General features: G+C 73.5%; 9 protein-coding genes. 2 read left to right on the top strand and 7 right to left on the bottom strand.

Annotated elements, in window-relative coordinates:
* Window positions 1-40: 40 nt before the first annotated feature.
* The 4 genes from D581_RS0130940 to D581_RS0130925 all read right to left on the bottom strand — a co-directional run bounded on the left by D581_RS0130940 (window position 41) and on the right by D581_RS0130925 (window position 16,222).
* On the bottom strand, window positions 41-1,432 hold the full coding sequence (locus D581_RS0130940) for a VWA domain-containing protein (protein WP_018960996.1): 1,392 nt from the start codon (window positions 1,430-1,432) through the stop codon (window positions 41-43).
* Window positions 1,429-2,862, bottom strand: a complete 1,434-nt coding sequence (locus D581_RS0130935) for a hypothetical protein (protein WP_018960995.1) — start codon at window positions 2,860-2,862, stop codon at window positions 1,429-1,431. Before D581_RS0130935 ends, D581_RS0130940 begins: the two co-directional genes overlap by 4 nt.
* Window positions 2,832-3,335: a hypothetical protein gene (locus D581_RS0130930; RefSeq protein WP_018960994.1), complete on the bottom strand. Its 504-nt coding sequence runs from the start codon at window positions 3,333-3,335 to the stop codon at window positions 2,832-2,834. Before D581_RS0130930 ends, D581_RS0130935 begins: the two co-directional genes overlap by 31 nt.
* A gap of 203 nt (window positions 3,336-3,538) precedes the next feature.
* Window positions 3,539-16,222 (bottom strand): hybrid non-ribosomal peptide synthetase/type I polyketide synthase, encoded by a 12,684-nt coding sequence (locus D581_RS0130925; protein WP_032753353.1) that lies wholly within the window; start codon window positions 16,220-16,222, stop codon window positions 3,539-3,541.
* Between the two features lie 150 nt (window positions 16,223-16,372).
* Between D581_RS0130925 and D581_RS0130920 the strand changes: the two genes are divergently transcribed.
* Entirely contained in the window at window positions 16,373-16,918 is a 546-nt protein-coding gene (locus D581_RS0130920; protein WP_018960992.1) for an AAA family ATPase, read from the top strand.
* Window positions 16,919-17,004: 86 nt separating this feature from the next.
* Here the strand turns inward: D581_RS0130920 and D581_RS0130915 are convergent, their stop codons facing one another.
* From D581_RS0130915 to D581_RS0130905, 3 genes are read right to left on the bottom strand one after another with little or no spacing between them, the layout of a single operon-like run.
* Window positions 17,005-17,334 carry an antibiotic biosynthesis monooxygenase family protein gene (locus D581_RS0130915; protein WP_018960991.1) on the bottom strand — a complete coding sequence of 110 codons (330 nt, stop codon included), beginning with the start codon at window positions 17,332-17,334 and terminating at the stop codon, window positions 17,005-17,007.
* On the bottom strand, window positions 17,331-18,455 hold the full coding sequence (locus D581_RS0130910) for a sensor histidine kinase (protein WP_199787854.1): 1,125 nt from the start codon (window positions 18,453-18,455) through the stop codon (window positions 17,331-17,333). The genes D581_RS0130915 and D581_RS0130910 overlap by 4 nt, the downstream gene beginning before the upstream one ends.
* A complete protein-coding gene (locus D581_RS0130905; RefSeq protein WP_018960989.1) occupies window positions 18,448-19,146 on the bottom strand; it encodes a response regulator transcription factor in 699 nt (232 codons plus the stop codon). The genes D581_RS0130910 and D581_RS0130905 overlap by 8 nt, the downstream gene beginning before the upstream one ends.
* 86 nt (window positions 19,147-19,232) lie before the next feature.
* Here D581_RS0130905 and D581_RS0130900 point away from each other — a divergent pair, with 86 nt between their 5' ends.
* Window positions 19,233-19,916: a M15 family metallopeptidase gene (locus D581_RS0130900; protein WP_078625971.1), complete on the top strand. Its 684-nt coding sequence runs from the start codon at window positions 19,233-19,235 to the stop codon at window positions 19,914-19,916.
* Window positions 19,917-19,924: the final 8 nt, after the last annotated feature.

Genomic DNA, 19,924 nt, shown 5'->3' with positions numbered 1-19,924 from the left:
GCGTGCGGAGGGCGGGAGGGCTCCCCCGCCCCGCCGGGCCTCAGGTCAGGAACGTCTTCAGCTCGTGCACGAGCTTGTTCACATGCCCGGAGACCACGGGCGTGCCCAGGGCCTTGAACCGCTCCCGGAACCAGGGATTGACCTCCTGCCGTCCGGAGCTGGTCACCGAGCCGACGGGGATGAACTTCACCCCGGAACGGTGAACGGCCTCGATGCCTTCGAACAGCGGCTGGGAGCGGTCGAACTCGTAGAAGTCCGAGATCCAGACCATGACGGTGTTCTTCGGCTCGGCTATCTTCGGGCGGGCCATCGCCATCGCGACGGGGCCGTCGTTCCCACCGCCGAGATTCGTGCGCAGCAGTACGTCGAACGGGTCGTGCACCCACGGCGTGAGGTCGATCGAGCGGGTGTCGTAGGCGATGAGGTGGACGTCCACCTTCGGCAGCCCGGCGAAGATGGAGGCGAGGACGGTGCAGTTCACCATCGAGTCGACCATGGAGCCGGACTGGTCCACCACGACGATCAGCCGCTGCGGCGTCGTCCTGCGGACGGTGTGCCGGTAGTAGAGGCGGTCGACGTAGAGCCGCTCCTCCTCCGGGCTCCAGTTGGTGAGGTTCTTCCAGATCGTGCGGTCCAGGTCGAGATTGCGGAAGTCGCGCTTGGGCGGCACCGAACGGTCCAGCTCGCCGACGGATGCCTTCTCCACCTGCGTACGCAGCACCTCGGCCACCTCGTCGACGTAACGGCGGATCAGCGACTTGGCGTTGGCGAGGGCCACACCCGACAGATTGCCCTTGTCCCGCAGCAGCTGCTCGATCAGCGACATGCTGGGCGTCAGCCGCGCGGCCAGCGCCGGGTCGGCCAGCACCTCCCGCAGCCGCATGCGCCCCACGAGATCCGCCTCGATCGCCGCCAGCTCGGGGCCGAGGCCGCCGGCGTCCAGGCCCGCGCCCGCCGCCCGTCCGCCGCGAAGCCCGTCGGGCGGGCCGCCCAGCGCACGCTCCAGCCAGCCCGCGTCGGACTGCCAGCGCGCCAGCTGCTCGGCGGTCACCGCGCTCGAACCCGTCGCGAAGACATTGAGCAGCACCTTCGAAACCAGTGCGGCACGCCGTACCTCCGCCGCCCGGTCGCGGTCGCCGGCCGCGTCGTCGTCCGGTGTCATCAGACCGTCGAACTCGGCGGCCAGCTCCGGATGGCGTTGTACGACGGAGTCGAGCGACGTCCCGGGGTCCAGCAGCGCGGACGGCAGCCCGATGTCCTCGACCACCTCCAGGCTCGCCGACTCCAGGGCGGGCTGCTCCTCCCCGTCGAAAAGACGGGCCAGGAGCCGCCAGTACAGCACCTGACGGCGGTTGTCGTACGGGTCGGGACCGGCGGGGGACGGGCCGGGCGCGGCGGGGCCGGGCGGCTGCCCGGTGAGGTGGTCGGTCATTTCCGCAACAGCCTTCCGGCGCGCTCGCGCAGCACGGCGACGGCGTCGGTGGCGGCCCTCTCCGCCCGGACACCGGCTTTGTCGGTGGTACCGCCGGCCCACGCCCCGGCGTGGGCGGCGACGGCCTTCTTCCCCACGGTCCCCTCGACCGCGAGCGGCTGGAGGCGGAACTCCCCGGCATCCCAGCGCAGCAGCCCGACACAGGAGTGGGAGGCTGCGACCGCCTCGGGTGTCAGCGGACCGGCGGCGGGCGCCCGGTCGGGGTCGACGGCCAGAGACCACCCCGCCAGATCGAACACGAGCCGGTCCTCCTCGCGCCGGGCGGTGTACCCCTCCAGCAGCACCGGTACGGCGATCCGGACAGGATGCCGGTCCAGCGGGGCGACGCGGGCGGCGATCGCGGTGGACAGCATCACGCGCGCGGTGGCGAAGGTGTCGGCGGGCTCACCGGGGCGGGCGCGCTCGTCGTCCCAGAGCAGATCCCCCTCGGCGGTCACCGGCATGGCGTCCAGCTCCATCGAGCGGCCCTCGCTCACGGCGCCGAGCAAGGACATGCGGGGACGCAGCAGCTGCCACAGACCCGCCCCGACGACCGTGTCGGGCTTGGGCGCCGACACTCCGGCGCGCACCAGACGGGGCGCGCCTCCGTCCGCCGGTTCGAACACGGCGTGGACCTGGGCCTGTACGGCCGTCGCGTGCTCCTGCACATCGACGCCGAGCGGCAACAGGCGACCGGTCACCGGCGTGACGGCGCGATCCCCGGCGGAGCCGGGCACCGTCAACAGCAGGGCGCGTGACCACAGGTCGGCCCACCGGCGCACCGGCACGCGTTCCAGGGTCGCCCCCGGGCAGGACGCCGCGAGCTCGGCGGCGAACCCGTCGAGCAGCGTCGCCCGACGACGCAGGCCCGGATCGGGCAGCATCGCGGAGACCACCGGCGCGGCCCCTGCGACCAGCTCGTGGTCGATGCCCCGCCAGCCGCCGCGCGCGAGGTCGCACAGCCAACTGCGGGCCGCCGCGAGGAGGTTGGTCCCGGGGTCCGCCGCGGCGGACCCCGCTCGGGATTCCTCCGCGCCGTCCTCGGCGGTGGGCCGGCCGACTGCCTCGTCGATCCGCTGCGTCAGGGCGTCGTGCACGGAGCCGAGCAGCGCGCAGCGGGCGGCGGCGAGCGCCACGAAGTGATCCTCACCGGCGGTCCCGGCCGTCGCCCGGCCGGCCGCCTCCGCGACCCGCGCGGCCAGCGGGGTCCCGGCGACGGCGTCGGTGAGCCCGACAACCGCCGCGGCCTGGGCGGGCCCCGGCCGCAGCAGACCGGCCACCAGCGCCTCGTCGAAGGCGTCCACGGCGGCTAGCGCCTCGTCGAGCCCCTCGACCGGATCGGACAACAGGTCGCCACGCATCAGGCCACCGCCCGCGTCGGCGGGAACCACTGCATCTCGGGCAACGGCGTGGTGACCGTGTCCAGTTCGAGATAGGACAGCTGCCGCAGGAACCGGCTGAACACCTGGGCGGCCGCCGAGGAGTCGCCCTGCACCGGCCGCGCCGCGGTCATGGCGGCGGTGAGGGACCGCGCGTCGGGCTCCCCGTCCGGGGTCTCCACCGCGAGGTAGCGGGCGACGCGCTCCGCACCGTACTGCAGCACCGCCTCGCCGACGAGCGCCTGGATGTGCTTGCAGAACATGCCGCGTGCCCCGCCGCAGGGCCGGTTGTTGTTGGTGCTGCAGGCGAACGCGTACGTCCGGGCCGCCACGGACGACACGTACACCCGACCGATGTCCGACCCGCTGGAGACGACTCCCTGCAACCGCCTGTCGGCCAGTTCGACGAACGGCACCTTGGCCAGCTTCCGTGGGCGCGCGGGCGGCATCACCCGCGCCGTACTCGACTTCTCCCAGAACGACAACGCGCCAACTCCCATGCATGCGAAAAGGGGCGTCCACACCATCGCGGCGGGACATGAACGAACTTAATCCCGACCACTGACACTGATGCTGGTACTCAGGTCCCGGTGGCCGTGGCTCGACCACTGACTGACGCCCTGCTGGGCTGTCCAACGCGTCCGACGGCCCGCGACGCCCTGCGTCCGGCATCCGGCACGGGAAAGGGTCATGAACTCCAGGGGCGTCGCGTGAACATCTCCGGGTCGACGGTGCGGGTGAGCAGGTGGAGGGGTGCGGCGTGGATGCCGGTCGCCTCCGCCGCTTCCCAGTAGGCCAGTGCCGTGGCCGCGTCGACCGGACCGTGGACGAGCGGCACCCCGGCACCCGAGGCGTGGAGCAGGGACTCCAGTCGGCAGGACGCGATGGTGTCGGGAACCATCGGCTGCGCGAGGTATCCGGCCACCGCGGCGGCCGGGAGGCCCTCGGCCACCTGCCGTTCCGCCGGGCCGGCGCTCAGCAGCCCGCCGCCCACGACCAGGACGTCCTTCTCCCGTTCCATCCGGCCGATGGCACGGGACGTGTCGAAGCAGTGCGGGAACGAGTCGTCGACCACCGTCGTGCCCGGTGTCAGACGGTCGATGTCCAGGAGTGTGCCGCCCCCGCTGACCGCCGCGACGATCAGGCGGGCGTCGTACACCGCGTCGGGCAGACCGTGATCCGACTCGACCACCTCGACGATCTCGACGAGACGGCGGTCCAGGAGGTTCTCGGCCAGCTCCTTCAGCCGTGGTCCGCTGCCCGGTACGTCACACAGCAGCAGCCGGGCGGGCGGCTGCTGGGCCCGGGTGAGCAGCAACTCCAACGAGGAGGAGCCGATCGAACCGAGCCCCACGAGCGCGACGGTGAGAGAGCCCAGTCGCTGCCCCGTCGCGTCGAGAGCCGCGTGCACGGTCCTGACGACGGACACGACGGTCGCCGCGTGACCGGTGGTGACGGCGGGGCCGGCGGCGTTCGTGGTGACAGCGCCGGTCGTGCTGGCGGCGTTCGTGGTGAAGGCTCCAGTCGTGCCGACGGCCCGCAGCACGTCGAAGCCGTAGCCCGTGAGCGAGGGGATCATGCCCGCCAGGGACACGGCCCGCGCACCGAGCGACGAGGCGAGCTCCACGCCGCGCGTGGTGTGCCCGAGCAGGTCGTCGCCGGGGGCGAGTTCGTCCGCGAACAGCGGGACGCACACGAAGCCCGAACGGCCCAGCGGTGTCCTCAGCGTCTCCAGAAGCCGTGGCAGCCCGTCCGGGAACAGCAGGGTCCGCAGCTGCTCGCGCGGCAGCGCCGCCTCCGGCAGACCCGCCAGCCGGGCGAGGTCGGCAGGGGACGGCAGATAGCCGATGAGTGCGGCATCCATCCGCGCCTCCCGGCCGGGGCCACCCGCGGTGCCGAGGCGGGCGGCATCGGGCACGGGCGAGGCCGTCGCATGCGCCAGACCGTCGCGCACCGCGTCCGTGAACGCGGCCAGCGCCTCCGGGGTGAACGCCGTCGCCGCCGCCCGGACGGTGAGCCGCAGCCGCCCCCCGTCCGGAACGGCCGCCAGGAACACGTCCGTACCGGCAGGCGGCGGCGTGAACCCGCTGTCGCCGTCCTCCCGGGTGACCGTCAGCGTCCTGCCGCTCTCCGGACCCAGGGCGGAGAAGTCCAGATAGGTGAAGAAGAACTGCGAGGCCATGGGCAGGCCGTTGGCCAGCGGCGGCACGGCCCCCTCGTATGCTCGCGCCTCGGCGGCCTCGGTGGCGACGCGCCGCAGATCGTTTTCGAAACCCGCGCCGTCGGACCGCCCCGACGCCGGACCCGCCAGCCGCAGGGGAACAGCCGTGGCGAAGGGACCGAACACCCGGTGTGCGTCGGGCAGGGAGTGGTCCCGGCCGCTCACCGCCATACCGAGCACCAGATCCGCCCGGCCCGTGACGGAGACGAGCGCCCGGTAGTAGGCGGTGAGTACCGGGGCGTGGAGGGTGGACCCGGTACGTGCGGCGAGCCCGCGCAGTGCCTCGACCCGGCCGGCGTCGACCGTGAACCCGCAGGTGTGGAAGAGCGGGCCGGGGGCGTTGCCCGGAGGTGTGCCGGTGGTGGTCGTACCCGCCGCGAGCAGGGGCGGCCGGTAGGGCGCGCTCAGCCGCTCCCACCGGTCCTCGCCGGTCGGGGCGCCCGGCCGGAGCGGCGCGGCCGGGGTGACGGCGTCTCTCCCGGCGGTGGTACCGGTGGCCGTTGCCGGGGGCTTTGCGGCGTCCGTGCGCGCCGCGAGCCGGCGGGCGTGGTCGCGGAAGGTGCTGCGCGGTAGGACCGACGCCGGTTCTTCGCCGCTGGACAGGGCGTCGTACACGGCCGTCAGCTCCCGTACCAGGAGTGCGGCGCTGTAGCCGTCGCCGATGATGTGGTGGGCGTGGACGACCAGGACGTGCTCGTCGGGAGCGACGGTGAGCACCCGCAGGCGCAACAGGGGCCAGGCCCAGGGTTCGAAACGGCGCGCCCGTTCGGCGGTGACCCGCTCCTCCACCTGGTCCGGGTCGGTGAGGACCTCGAAGTCGACCGGCAGGCGCAGTGAGGACGGAAGCTCCTGCTGGACGGCCGGGCGCGCCCCGGCGGGGAAGACGGTACGGAGCATCGGGTGGCGCCCGACGAGCGTGTCCACCGCGCTCTGGAAGCGAGCGGTGTCGAGGCGGCCGTGCAGACGCAACCGTGTGAGCCAGGCCGATGTGGTGCCCGGGGCGAGGGCTTCGGCCAGCAGGAAGCCCCGCTGGGTGGGTGTGAGCGGGAAGGGCGGGGGAACGACGGTCGGACCGGGCGCCCACGGGCGGTCGCCCCGTGCATGGTGTTCCCGGCCTGACGGGTCCGCCGCGGTGCCGACGGCCCCGACGGCCCCGACGTCCCCGACGGTGGCGTCGGTGGCGTCGGCAGGGACGCTCCCTGCGCCTGCCGCGGTATCGACGGTGAGGGCGATGGCGGTGTCCGCTGCGGCGTCCACCGCGGAGGCGAGGGACGCGAGTGTGCGGTTGCGGTAGATGACGGTCGGACGGGGGAGCGGATCGCCCTGCTGCTCCAGTCTGGCGAACACTTCCAGCACGAGCAGGGAGTCGCCGCCCAGGACGAAGAAGTCGTCCTCACGGGACACGTTCTCGGCCTGGAGCAGAGCGGTCCAGATGGTGGCCAGCCGGACTTCGGTGGGAGTGCGGGGCGGCGTACGGACGTCGCCCGTACGCGCGCCGATGCCGGTGTCCGTGTCCGCCCCGTGCGGTTCGGTCGCCTCCTGGAGTGCCGGAAGCCCACGCCGGTCGATCTTGCCCGTGCTGGTGAGCGGCATCCTGCCGACGCGGGTGATCCGGGACGGAAGCATGTACGCGGGCAGTGACTCCGCGAGATGGAGCCGGAGCGCCACGGCATCCGCTCCGGCTGATCCGGGCCCCGGCGTCACGAAGGCGGTGAGGCGCCCGTCCTCGGCGAGGACGACGGCGTGGGTGACGTCCGGGTGGGTCTGGAGCACCGCCTCGATCTCGCCCGGCTCGACCCGGTTGCCACGGATCTTCACCTGGTCGTCCAGCCGCCCGAGGAATTCCAGGACGCCGTCACCGGTCCACCGCACCCGGTCGCCACTGCGGTACCAGCGGCGACCGCGCCGGACCGTGAACGCGGTCTCGGTGAGGGCCGGTTCGCCGAGGTAGCCCGGGGTGAGGCCGACTCCGGAGATGAGGAGCTCACCGGCCCCGCCGGGCCGCACGGGCTCCCCGTCCGGGCCGACGACCTCCACCTCCGTGCCCGAGACGGGGCGGCCGATGGGCAGCCGCCGCACCTGGTCGCCGGGCCGGGCCCGGATGATGTGGCAGCTCGTGTTGATCGTGGCCTCGGTCGGGCCGTACAGGTTGGCGATGTGCTGGCCGTCGCCGAAGAGGTCGAACCAGCGGCGTACATGGGCGGGTGACAGGGCCTCGCCACCGACATGGATCCACCGGAGCGCGGACAGGTCCGGCGGCGGCGCGCCGTTGCGTACGCGTTCCTCGGAAGCGCTGAGGAGCTGTTCCCAGAGCGTGGGAACGGAGCTCCATACGGTGATGCGACCGCGTACGACGTGGGTCAGCAGCCGGTCGGGATCGCGCAGCAGGTCCCAGGCCACCGTGACCACGGTGGCGCCGACGAGCAGTGGGGCGAGGAGCTGGCGGACGGACGCGTCGAAGCAGGGCGACGCGGTCTGGGCTAGCCGGTCGTGCTCGTCGTATCCGAAGGCGCCGATCGCCCAGTCGAGGTAGTTCTCCATCGACCGGTGGGTGATGGGCACGGCCTTGGGCCGGCCGGTGGATCCGGAAGTGAAGATCACATAGGCGATGTCGTCGGCGTCGACCGGTCCGTCGGGGGTGGGGAGTTCGTCCGGTGACAGGAGGGGGCCCGCGACACGGTCCGGGCCTGCGACGGGTCCGGGAACCGCCGCACCCCGGTACGGCGGTGCCGAAGCGTCGACGTGCACCAGGGCGACGTCGCCGAGCGCTTCCCCCACCGTCCGGGTGGCGGCGTGGCAGAGCACCGTACGGGCGCCCGAGCGCGTGAGCTGGTCCGTCAGCCGCGCGGTCGGGTGGCCGGCGTCCAGCGGAACCCAGCCCGCCCCGGCGCGCAGGGCCGCGACGACCGAGACGACGGTGTCGGCGCCGGGTTCGGTGAGGAGCCCGACGAGGCTTCCGGGGGTGACGCCGCCGGCCAGGAGAGAGGCCGCGAGGGCGTGGGAGGCACGGTCGAGTTCGGCGTACGTCAGGGTGGCGGCGCCGGTGTCGACGGCGACCGCGTCCGGGGCGGCCCGGAACCGCTCGACCAGCCGGCGCACGAGCGTGGCGGATCCGGTGCCTGTTCCGGTGCCGGTGTCGTTGCCGTGGACCGGCATGGGCTCCGTGACCGGCGGGAGGGCGGGCCGAGGCTCGACGAGCGCGGCCAACTCGTCGTGGAATTCCCGGTCCAGGCGTGCCACCGTCGCCGGGTCGAAGAGCCGGACGGGGAAGTTCCACGAGAAGCGCAGGACCGCCTCGTCCTGCCAGCACAGCAGGCTCAGGCGGGTCGCGGCGGTGGCGGTGCCGGCCGCCGTCGGCCGCGCGCTCACCGGACAACGCCCGTCGAGAGCGGCGGGGAAGCGGGAGAAGCTGAAGCCGGCCGGGCTCACCGTCCGGGGGCCGGCCCCGTACGGGTCCGCCGGCAGCAGCCGTGCCAGGTCCAGGCCGGTGAGGCTCGCGTGCCGCTCGCTCTCCAGCCAGATCCCCGCCAGCCGCTCGGCCAGGGCCCCCACCGACTCGTTGGGGTCCGTCACGCACAGCAGGGGCAGGGTGTCGGCGAGAGGCCCCACGAGCCGGTCCAGGCCCGTCATGCGGTCGTCCCGCCGGGCGCGGGCGACGTTCACCGCGATCTCCCGCTGCCCGCTCCACCGGGCCAGACAGCGCACGTGCACGGCGAGCAGCAGCTGGAAGAGGCTCACCCCGTGAGCGGCGGCCCGCTGCTCCAACGCGGCGGTCGGCACCGGGGCGAGGGCACTCTGGTGCGTGGTCATCGGCGCCGCGGGCAGGGCGCACGGATCACCGTCATACGGCAGGCGCAGCGGCTTGCCCCGGGAGGCGAGCCGCCCCGACCAGTACTGGCGGTCGGCGGTGAGGGCCCTCATGCCGTCCGTGGAGGACCGCCCATCGGCGGTGGCGGCCGCGTACCGCGCGAAGTCGGTGCCGAGCGGGGGCAGTGTCGGTGCGTGCCCGTCGGCGAGGGCGGTGTAGAGCGACCAGAGTTCTCCGGCGAGGACGTTGAGGCTGTACCCGTCACCGGCCGCGTGGTGGATCACCAGCACCAGATGGGAGAGCTCAGGGCTTTCGCGGGCGAGGAGCGCGCGCACGGGAGGCTCGGCCGAGAGGTCGAACGGGCGGTTGCACAACTCCGTTTCGAGCTCTTCCATTCGGCCGGTCAGCTCGCGGACCTCGTACCAGGCGGACAGCGCGGCGGGCGGCGCGACGTACTGCCCCGGTGTCACCGAGCCGATCCCGTCGCCGATCCCGCCGTCGGTGCTCCCGGTGCTTCCGGTGTTCTCGATCCGGATCCGGAGCATGGTGTGCCGGTCGGCGAGCCCGGCGAGTGCCTGGCCCAGGAGCCCGGTGTCCAGTGGCCCCCGTACGGTCTGGCGGACGTAACCGTGAGCTGGGACGTCCGGGTGGAGCCGACTGCTGGTGTGCAGGGCCAGTTGGACGGGGGTGAGCGGGAAGGCGACCCCTTCCGGCACGGGAGGCGGGGTGGGCGAGGGGGAGAGGGAGCGGGAGGAGCCGGCCGACGGTTCGGGAGAGGGTGCGGTGTCGAGGTGGGCGGACAGTTCGGCGACCGTGCGGTACTCGAAGAAGAGCGTGGCGGGCAGCGGCCTGCCCAGCTCCCGTTCGAGCTGCCTGACGAGGTCGACGGCGGCGAGCGAGTCGAGGCCGAGGGCGAGAAACGGCTCGTCGTCAGGGACCCCGGCGGCAGGCAGACGCAGCGCCGAGGCCAGCAGCCGCCGGAGCAGCGCCGCGGTACCGCTGCCGCTACCGGCATCGGCACGGGGCCCGGTTCCCGCCCGCGTACCGCTGTTCACAGTGGTACGGGGTGCCCGGCCCGAGGTGGGCGGTTCCGCCACGGATTCCGTGGAGGGGCCTGTTCCCGTGGCTGCCGCCGAAGCGGCCGGGTCCGCCCTGAACGCGGGCCCCGGGGACGGCGTCAGGTCGGCGAGCAGCAGCTGCGCCGCGTCGACGCCGCATGCCGTGCGGAGCGCCGCCAGCGTGGGCTGGAGGGCGATGGGCCCGCCCCCGGCGCTCGGCACGGTGGCCAAGCCGCCTCCTGCCCCGGTTCCGAGGGCCGCCGCCATGCCCGTACCGGCGAGCGCCGCGAGGTTCACCGACTGCCACGGCCTGCCCGCGTGCCGTTCCGACGCGGCGAACGCGTCGAGGAAGGCGTTGGCGCCGGCGTAGTCGCCCAGCGCTCCCGCCAGTCCGGGCAGCACGGCGCTGACGGAGGAGAACGCGACACGGACCGCCGGGTCGAGCCCGTGCCGGCGCAGGGCCAGCGAGAGCAGCAGACTGCCCCGGGTCTTGGCGGCCAGGGCCCCGGCCGTCTCCTCCGCACGCCGGTCACGCAGGGTGCCGGGTCGCACAGTCCCCGCGGCGTGGAAGAGGCCGTCGAGGTGGGGGAGTCCGGCGAGGAGCGCGTCGACGTCCCGCTCCACCGAGACGTCGGCCACGCGGTAGTGCACGGTGGCGCCCAGCGAGCGGAGTTCCTCGGCCAGCCCGACGGGCGGACGGGGTGAGCGCCCGGCGAGCAGGAGGGTCGGGCGACCTCGGCCGGCGAGGTCCCGGGCGAGCGCGGCACCTACCCCGCCGCCGCCCCCGGTGATGAGGTAGGTGCCGTCGGGCGGCAGCGGTGACCGCGTCACCCCCGCAGGTGCGGCGGCGTCGCCCGGCAGCGGTGCGAAACGACGGGTGAGCCTGCGCCCGGCGCGCCAGGCGACGGTGGCGGCCCTGCCCGGGGTGCTGCCGCCCGCCGACGTCAGTTCGGCGAGTTCGGCCAGCACGGCGGCCAGCCGCTGGGACGGGGTGTCCAGCGAGCAGAGGTCGAGAGCGGTGGCCGAAGCGCCCGGAGTCTCCTGCGGCAACGCCATCAACAGCCCGCCGAGGACGGCATGGGCAGGCCGCGGCCTCTCCCGTACGACGCCCGTGGCGTGGACGTCCTCGGTCAGCACCAGCAGCCGGTCCGCGCCTGACGCGTCGAACCGTGCGAGGGCCTCGGCGAAGGCGGCCAGCGCGGAGTCCTGGGCCCGGCCGAGCGCGTCCGCGGTGTCCTGGCCGGGAGCGGGACCCGTCACCAGGACCACGGCATCCGGCGGCCCGTCGCCCGTTTCGTGCATCCGGACGACCTCGTCGGAGAGCTGTGAGGCGAGGGCGGCGACGTACGCGGAGTCGGGACCTGTCAGCAGCACCGAACGCACGGCTGCCGCCGCCTGCCCGGACAACGCTGCGTCGTCCCACAGGACCCGGTGAAGCAGCGGGTTCGCGGGCGGATCGGCCCAGTACCGGCGGCGCTGGAAAGGATAGGTGGGCAGGGGAATCCCTTGGTGCTCCGCGTCGAGCGCCGTACGGTCCAGCGGCATGCCGTGCGACCACAGGCGGCCGATGGTTCCCAGCAGGGCTCCGCGCCCGCCGTGCCGGTCATCGGTGAGCCGTTCCGTATCCGTGCCGAGGCCGTCGGAACGTCCCGGCAGGGCGCACATCACCGTCGTCGTGCCACGGGAGGAGCCGGGGGCGTCAGTGGTTCCGGATGGTCCGGAAGCTCCGGGCCCTCCCGTGCCTGCCGCCGGGGCGTCGGCCGCGTACACCTCCGTCGCCGCGCGGACCGCACCCGACAGCGTCGCGCCGTGGCCGACCTCCACGAACGTGTCGTACCCCTCCCGGGCCAGGCGTTCCACGGCCGCCCCGAACAGCACGGGACGCTCGGCGTGCTCACGCAGGTACTCGGGGCTGAGGACCGGCTGCCACTCGGCGGTGACGGTGCTCATCAGGGGGACGGACGGGGGCTGCGGGGTCAACGTACGGGCCGCGTCGGCGATCCGGTCCGCCACCGGCCGCATCAGCGGTGAGTGGAACGCCCGGGAGACCCGCAGACGACGGGTGGAAACGCCCAGGGCTTCGAGGCCGGCGGCGGCGCGCTCCACCGCACGGACGCCCCCGGAGAGGACCTGGAGCCCAGGACCGTTGTACGCGGCCACGGCGAGCGCCCCGTCGGACTCCGCCACCGCCGCGGCGACGGCCTCCCCACCCCCGCGGACGGCGATCATGGCCCCGGGCTCGGTGAACGCACCCATGAGACGGCCGCGTTCGGCCGCGAACCGCACCGCCTCTCGGAGGGTCAGCACCCCGCTGACGCAGGCGGCGGTGATCTCCCCGACGCTGTGCCCGGCGACCGCGTCGGGCTCCACGCCCCAGGCCCGCAACTGGCGGGCGAGCGCCACCCCGGAGGCGACGAGGAGCGGTTGCGCCTTCTCCGTCGCGGTCTGGGCGGTCGGGTCCACATCCGGATCGAGTGCCCAGTCCAGCAGGGACCGCCCGCACACGGGCCCGAGGAGGGCGGACGCCTCGTCGAACGTCTCCCGGAACACCTGCGCCGTCCGGTACAGCGCCCGGTCCTGACCGGGGAACCGCGAGCCCTGCCCGGGGAACAGGAAGACCACACGCGGCCGGGAACGGACGAGGCTCCCGACCTGCCCGCCCGATTCTCCCGTCGCGGCGGCGATGGCGGCGAGCCGCTCCCGCAGATCACCGTCGGCGACGACGGCGAGCCGGTGAGGCCCCTCGTCCCGGGACGTGCTCGCGGTGCGGCAGACGTCGCCCTCGCGCAGCCGCGGACGGCTTCCCAGATGTGTGGCGAGCCGGGTCACCGCGTCCCGCAGCGCGCCCGGACCGCGCGCCGACAGGGTCAGCAAGTGAGGCCCGTCGACCGCGACTTCACGCGAGACACCAGAAAGAGGCGAGCCCGGGGCAGCCGGGGGCGGGGCCTGTTCGAGAACGGCATGGGCGTTGGTGCCGCCGAAACCGAACGCGTTGATCCCCGCGACGAGAGGCCCGGCGGACGACGTCCAGTCCCGGGCCTCGGTCACCACGGAGAAGCCCGCGGGGGCGAGGCCCGGCGAGGCCGGGGCATGGTGCAGCGACGGCGGCAGCCTGCGGTGGCCCAGGGCCAGGACGACCTTCACCAGCGCCGGAAGCGCGGCGGCGTTCAGCAGATGCCCGATGTTGGTCTTCACCGAGCCGACCAACCGCGGTTCGCCGTCGGCGCGTTCGGGAAACGCGTGGGCCAGCGAACGCAGCTCGATCGGATCCCCCACGGCCGTGCCGGTGCCGTGGGCCTCCACGTAGGTCACCGAGGCGGGATCGACCCCCGCCGCCTCGTACGCCCGGGTGATGACCTCGCGCTGCCGCAGCGGGTTGGGCGCCATGAGGCTCATCGACCGGCCGTCGTTGTTGACGGCCGTGCCCCGGACCACCGCGAGCACCTGATCGTCCGCGAGGCGGGCGGCGTCGAGCCGCGTCAGGACGATGGCCGCGCCTCCCTCGCCGGGCACGAAGCCGTCGGCATCGGCGCTGAAGGCGCGGCTGCGCCCGGTGGGGGACAAGGCCCCCGCTTCTTCCAGCAGCCGGTGCGGGGTCGAGGTCAGGTGGAGGTTGACCCCGCCGACGACGGCGAGGTCGCACTCGCCGTCCAGGAGGCTGCGCCGGGCCAGGTGCAGAGCCACCAGCCCCGACGAGCAGGCGGTGTCCACGGCGAGTGCGGGACCGTCGAGGTCGAGGCTCTGCGAGACCCGGGCGGCGACGAGGGCGGGCAGGTTCCCGGTGAGCGCGGCGGGCAGCGGGGAGCCGCCGGCCGTGGCCCGCTCCAGGACCTCCCGGTAGCCGCTGTCCCCGACCGCCGCGAACACACCGATCCTGCGACCGCTCCGGCGGGGCCCCGCGTAGCCGGCACGTTCGAGCGCCTCGTGCGCGAGTTCCAGGAAGAGCCGGGCCTGCGGGTCGAGTGCGCGTGCCTCGTCCTCGCCGATGCCGAAGTAGCCGGCGTCGAACCCGGCCGGGTCCTCCAGCAGCGCGGCCCATCGCCTCCGGGGAACTGTCGGAGTTGCGGAACCCGCTGGAGCCGCCGGCTTTGACGGCAGGCCCCCCGACGGGTCCTCCTGGCCGTCGCCCCATCGTCCACGCGGTACGGGAGCGACGGCGTCATGCCCGTCGACGAGCAGGTCCCAGAAGGCCTCGGGGGTGTCGGCGCCGGGGAACCGGCACGCCATCCCGATGACGGCCGCGGCGGTGGCGGCACCGTCGGTGGGGAGGGAGAGCGCCGGGGTCGGCCCGGCGGCAGATCGTCCGGCCCGCTGTGTGGCGCTCTCCGCGGCGTCCGCGGCGTCCGCGTCGGACGGCCCCGGACCGGGCGCCGACGTCAGAAGGTGACCGGCCAGCGCGTCCACCGTGCCGTGGTCGCGGATGACCGCCGGCGGCAGGGTCACACCGAAGGCGTCCTCCAGCGCCACCAGCACCTCCATGGCCTTGAGCGACGTCCCTCCGAGACTCCCGAACGGCTCGTGCGCCCCGATCGAATCGGCGGGTCGGCCCAGCACCCGCGCCCACGCCTGCCGCACGACCTCGACGGTCTCCGCGCGGGCGTGGGGCGCCTTCGCGTGAGGTTCCGCCGCAGTCCGGGGCACTCCGGGCCGAACGCCAGCATCGCCGTCACCGGTCCCGAACGCGCCCTCCTCGAAACGCTCCCGCAGCCGCCGACGTTGCAGCTTTCCGCTCGTCGTACGGGGGAACGCGCCCGGTGGCAGGGCCAGCACCCGCACATCGTCATGGAGCAGGGCCTCGCGCACCCGGCCCGCGACGCGTTCGAGTACGTCCGCCGCCTCGCGCCCGGGCCGTGCCCAGGGGACGAACACCACGACGCGCTCCGCACCGGTGACCGGGTCCGTCGACCCGACCACCGCCGGGGCGCCGGGAGGCAGCCCGGGAGTCGCGGCCGCGACCTCCTCCATGTCCGTGGCGTGGAAGGTGCGGCCGTTGAGGAACAGCACGTCCTTGTGCCGGCCCGAGACGCACAGCCGGCCGTCCCGCAGGAACCCGAGATCACCTGTGCGGAGCCACCCCCCGGCGAACACCTCCGCGCTCGCGTCGGGAAGCCCGTGGTAGCCACGGGCGAGCTGGGGTCCACGGACCATGATGTGCCCGGTCCGCCGGTCCCCGAGGACGGTGCCCGCGTCGTCGACGACGCGCACCGCGCAGCCCGCCACCGGCAGCCCTACGTCCATCAACTCGACGGCCCCTTCGCCCGGTTCGGCGTCCACCGCCACCCCACGGCTCAACGACGCCCGGTCCAGGACCAGGGGCTCGGCCACCTCCCCCGGCGGCGGGAAGGTCACCGCCAGCGTCGCCTCCGCCAGGCCGTAGACCGGCTGGGCCGCCGCCGGGTCCAGCCCCGACGGCCGGGTCCTGTCGGCGAAGGCACGCCACACCGCGGGCGCGATCGGCTCCGCCCCGACCAGGATCAGCCGTACCGCCGAGAGGTCCAGCCGGGCCAGGACCTCCTCGGGCACACGGCGTACGGCCAGCGCCAGGGCGAAGTTGGCCGCGGACAGCACCGTGGCCCGGTGCCGGGCCGCCACCTCGAACCACAGGCGGGGCCGCTTGGCGAACGACAGCGGACCGATCTTGACCTGCCTGGCCCCGGCGGCCAGCGGAGCGAGGTGGGTGCCGATGAGCCCCATGTCGTGGAAGTACGGCATCCAGCTGACCACCACGTCGTCGGGGCCCAGCGCCGAGGCGGCCCGTATCTGCTCCAGGTTGGCCAGCACCGCGCCATGCGTCACCTCCACCCCCTTGGGGGCACCGGTGCTTCCCGAGGAGAACTGCACGAACGCCACGTCGTCGAGCCCGGCGGTGGAGGTCTCCCGCAGTACCGGTCCTTCCCGGAGGACATCGAGGGTCAGGGTGCGAACGGCGTCGGGGAGCTCACCGGACAACGACGCGGTCGAGGCGTCCACGACGACGGGCGGCCGCCCCAGGTGCTCCCAGACCGGGAGCACCCGACGGGCGACCGGCGCCAGCGGAACCGGAACGAGGCCGGCCGCCACCGCCCCCCAGAACATCGGCTGGAAGTCCTCGCTGCGGTCGGCGAGCAGCGGCACACAGGTCCCTGGCGCCACCCCCGCCTCCCGGAAGCCCCCCGCCACACGGAGGGACGCGTCCAGGAGTTCGCGGAGGCTGACCGTCAGCTCGCCGCCGTCGCCGCGGACATGCACGACGACCTGCCCGGGAGCCTCACGCACCGCGTCCAGTAGTACATCCAGCAGTGTCATGTCGTGTTCCACCGGTCCGTCGGTCCGTTCCTCGGAGAATGATCTTAAAAACGCTCAGGTCGTGGGGGATCAGCCGCCGGGAGGAGAGCGCATGCACCCTGGGAGTGACGTGAGGGGAAGGGTCCGCTACAGGACACGGCAGCGGCTAGCGTGTCCACCGTGAACGTGGGGACAGAGGAGACCCGGCTGATCGTCCTGCGCGGCAACAGCGCGTCGGGGAAGTCGAGTGTGGCGGCCGGTCTCCGCGACAGCTTCGGCCGCGGACTGGCCGTGGTCGGCCAGGACAACCTCCGCCGCACCGTGCTGCGCGAACGCGACCGGCCCGGAGCGGCGAACATCGGTCTGATCGACCTGACCGCCCGCTACGCCCTGGACGCCGGCTACCACGTGGTGGTCGAGGGCATCCTCTACGCCGACCACTACGGCGACATGCTGGCCCGGCTGCGCGCCGACCACCGGGGCCCGACCCACGGGTACTACCTGGACGTCCCCTTCGCCGAGACCGTGGCCCGGCACGCCACCAAGCCGATCGCCGACGACGTCGACGAGAACCAACTGCGGGACTGGTACCGCCCCCGAGATGTGCTGCCCGACGGTGTCGAGACCGTGATCGGTCCCGACAGCATCCTGGCCGGGACCGTCCACCGCATCATGCGTGACACCGGCCTGGCCCGGCTGCCGGCGGTCGACCGCTGACCTGTCCGGACCCGGCAGACGGCAGAGACCTGCCCGGCCGGCCACGTCGGCCGGACCGGGCGGGTCACACAGCTGCGACCACTCGGCTACGCGCCGGTCGGGGCGGCCTGCTGCACGACCTCGAAGGACCACACCGTGGACCCGCTGGCCGCCGGCTTGGGGCGCTCACCGCTCTCGGCACCGCCGCCCTGATGGGCCGCCTTCATCGGCCCCTCCATCCATGCCTGGAAGGAGGCCTCGTCACGCCAGCGCGTGTAGACGAGGTAGTCGTCCGTGCCCTCGACGGGCCGGAGCAGCTCGAACCACTCGAATCCGTCGGAGCCCTCCACGGCATGGGCCCGGGAAGCGAAGCGCTTCTCCAGCGTCTCGCGTTGTTCCTGGGGGACGGTCAGCACATTGATCTTGACTACGCTCATGGCTCCATCCTGCCGTACGCCGTCCGGACCCCGTCGGCGGGCGGGGCTGCCACGGGGAGTTCCACCGTGATGCGCAGCCCGCCGTCCGGGCGCGGGGTGAGGGTGAGCGTTCCGTCGTGCGCGCGGGTGATGGTCTTGACGATGGCCAGGCCGAGCCCGATACCCGCGTGGTGGGTGCGCAACCGTTCGGCTCCGCGCCGGAACGGTTCGGTGAGCGTCGCGGCCAGCTGCGGGGCGACCTTGGCACCGGTGTTCTCGACCGTGAGCACCACGGTCTCGCGGCGGACGCCGGTAGTGACCCGGACAGTGCCCCGGTCGGGCAGATTGTGGACGATCGCGTTGTGCACGAGGTTCGTCGTCAGTTGCAGCAGGAGCGCCGGAGATCCGATCGCGGGGGCGATCTCGCCGCGTGTCTCGACGGTGACGCCCTGCTCTTCCGCGAGGGGGAGGAGGGTCTCGGTGGCCTCCTCCGCGAGCAGCGACAGGTCGACGGGCTCTCGGGTGAAGGAACGCCGGTCGGCGCGGCTGAGCACGAGCAGCGCCTCGGTGAGGTCGATCGCCCTCCCGTTGACGGCGTACAGGCGGTCGATGATCTCGTCGGTGTCGCGGTTCGGATCGGTGCGGGCCACTTCGAGAAGCGTCTTCGAGATCGCCAGCGGGGTGCGCAGCTCATGGGAGGCGTTGGCCGCGAACCTCTCCTGCTCGGCGACGTGAGCTTCGAGCCGGGCGAGCATCGTGTCGAACGCGTCGGCGAGTTCCCGGAACTCGTCCCTGCGGCCCGGCAGCCGGATCCGGTGGGAGAGGGACCCGTGCGTGGCCGCGCGGGTGGCTTCGGTGATCCGGGTCAGAGGGGCGAGCATACGGCCGGCGAGGACCCATCCTCCCAGGAGGCCGAAGACGAGGAGGACCGCCAGTACGGTGGCCGCCGCCGGGGCGAACGTGTACGCGAGGAGCTGGCGGTTGGGATTCTCGTGGAGCATCCGCTTGTCCCAGTCGTCGGGAACGTACTCCAGGAGGAATACCCACACCGCTGTGAGCAGCAGGACGCCGGCGACCATGAGGAATCCGGCGTAGCTGAGGGTGAGCTTGAGGCGGACGCTCAACCCGGGCCGCCTAGCCACGGTCCCGACCGTCGCCGCGACCGGTGCCGGTCGCTGTGCCGATGCGGTAGCCGACGCCCGGCACGGTGGCGATGATCCACGGTTCGCCGAGGCGCTTGCGCAGGGCCGAGACGGTGATGCGTACGGCGTTGGTGAACGGGTCGGCGTTCTCGTCCCACGCGCGTTCCAGGAGCTCTTCGGCGCTGACGACGCCGCCGTCAGCGGCGACGAGGACATCGAGTACCGCGAACTGCTTTCTGGTCAGCGCGACGTAGCGGCCGTCCCGGTAGACCTCTCTGCGGAAGGTGTCCAGCCGCAGACCCGCGATCTCCCGCACGGGCGGCCTGCTGTGGGCGCGTCTGCGGTCGAGCGCTCTGAGCCTGAGCACGAGCTCCCGGAGATCGAAGGGTTTCGTGAGGTAGTCGTCCGCGCCGAGCCCGAACCCGGAAGCCTTGTCGTCGAGGCGGTCGGCCGCCGTGAGCATGAGGATCGGCATGCCACTGCCGGAGGCGACGATGTGTTCGGCGATCTCGTCGCCGGACGGCCCGGGGACGTCGCGGTCCAGGACGGCGATGTCGTAGGTGTTGACGCTCAGCAGCTCCAGAGCGGTGTCCCCGTCCCCCGCGATGTCCGCCGCGATCGCTTCGAGACGCAGGCCGTCGCGGACGGCCTCCGCCAGATAGGGTTCGTCCTCGACGATCAGCACGCGCATGGGCCGATGCTACGAGCCGGCCCTTATCGTCGGCGTATCGAAAACCGCATACGTGTTGGCAACACCTCGCTGCCTTGACTCGCGGTATGACTCGACCACCGCCGTCAGCGCGAACAACACCCCACCGGACACGCGGGCCCCTTGTCGTCGGCGCGGTAGCCGTCGTGGCAGCGATCGCGGCAGCCCTCGGCCACTCCCTGCTGAACCCGACGCACGCCCCGTCGCCCTCGGCCTCACCGCGCTCCCCGTCCGCCGCCCCTTCCTCGGCGCCGGCAACCCTGCCTCCTCCGCTTCACCGTGAACTCCGTGGAGCGCTGGGAGAGGCCGACGGGGCCGCCCCCGACGGCGTGACGGTGCTCGACGACGGGATCCCGGCCGTCGCCAACCTCGACGCGGATCTGCTCGCGGCCCTCCGCCGGGCGGCGCGGGAGGCGGCGCGGGACGGCGTCGAGTTCGCCGTCAACAGCGGCTGGCGGTCACCGGAGTACCAGAATCAGCTGCTCCGCGAGGCGATCGCGCGGTACGGGTCCGAGGCCGAGGCCGCCCGATGGGTGGCCACCGCGACGACGTCACCGCACGTGTCGGGGGACGCGGTCGACATCGGGCCGGCCGACGCGACGGAGTGGCTGACCGAGCACGGCGCCGCGTACGGACTGTGCCAGACCTACCGGAACGAACCCTGGCACTACGAGCTGCGCACGGAAGCGATCGACCGGGGCTGCCCGCGCATGTACGCCGACCCCACCCAGGACCCCAGGATGCGACAGTGACCGACGCC

The sequence above is a fragment of the Streptomyces sp. CNB091 genome, from assembly GCF_000377965.1.
This window is presented reverse-complemented; position numbering and strand designations above follow the sequence as displayed.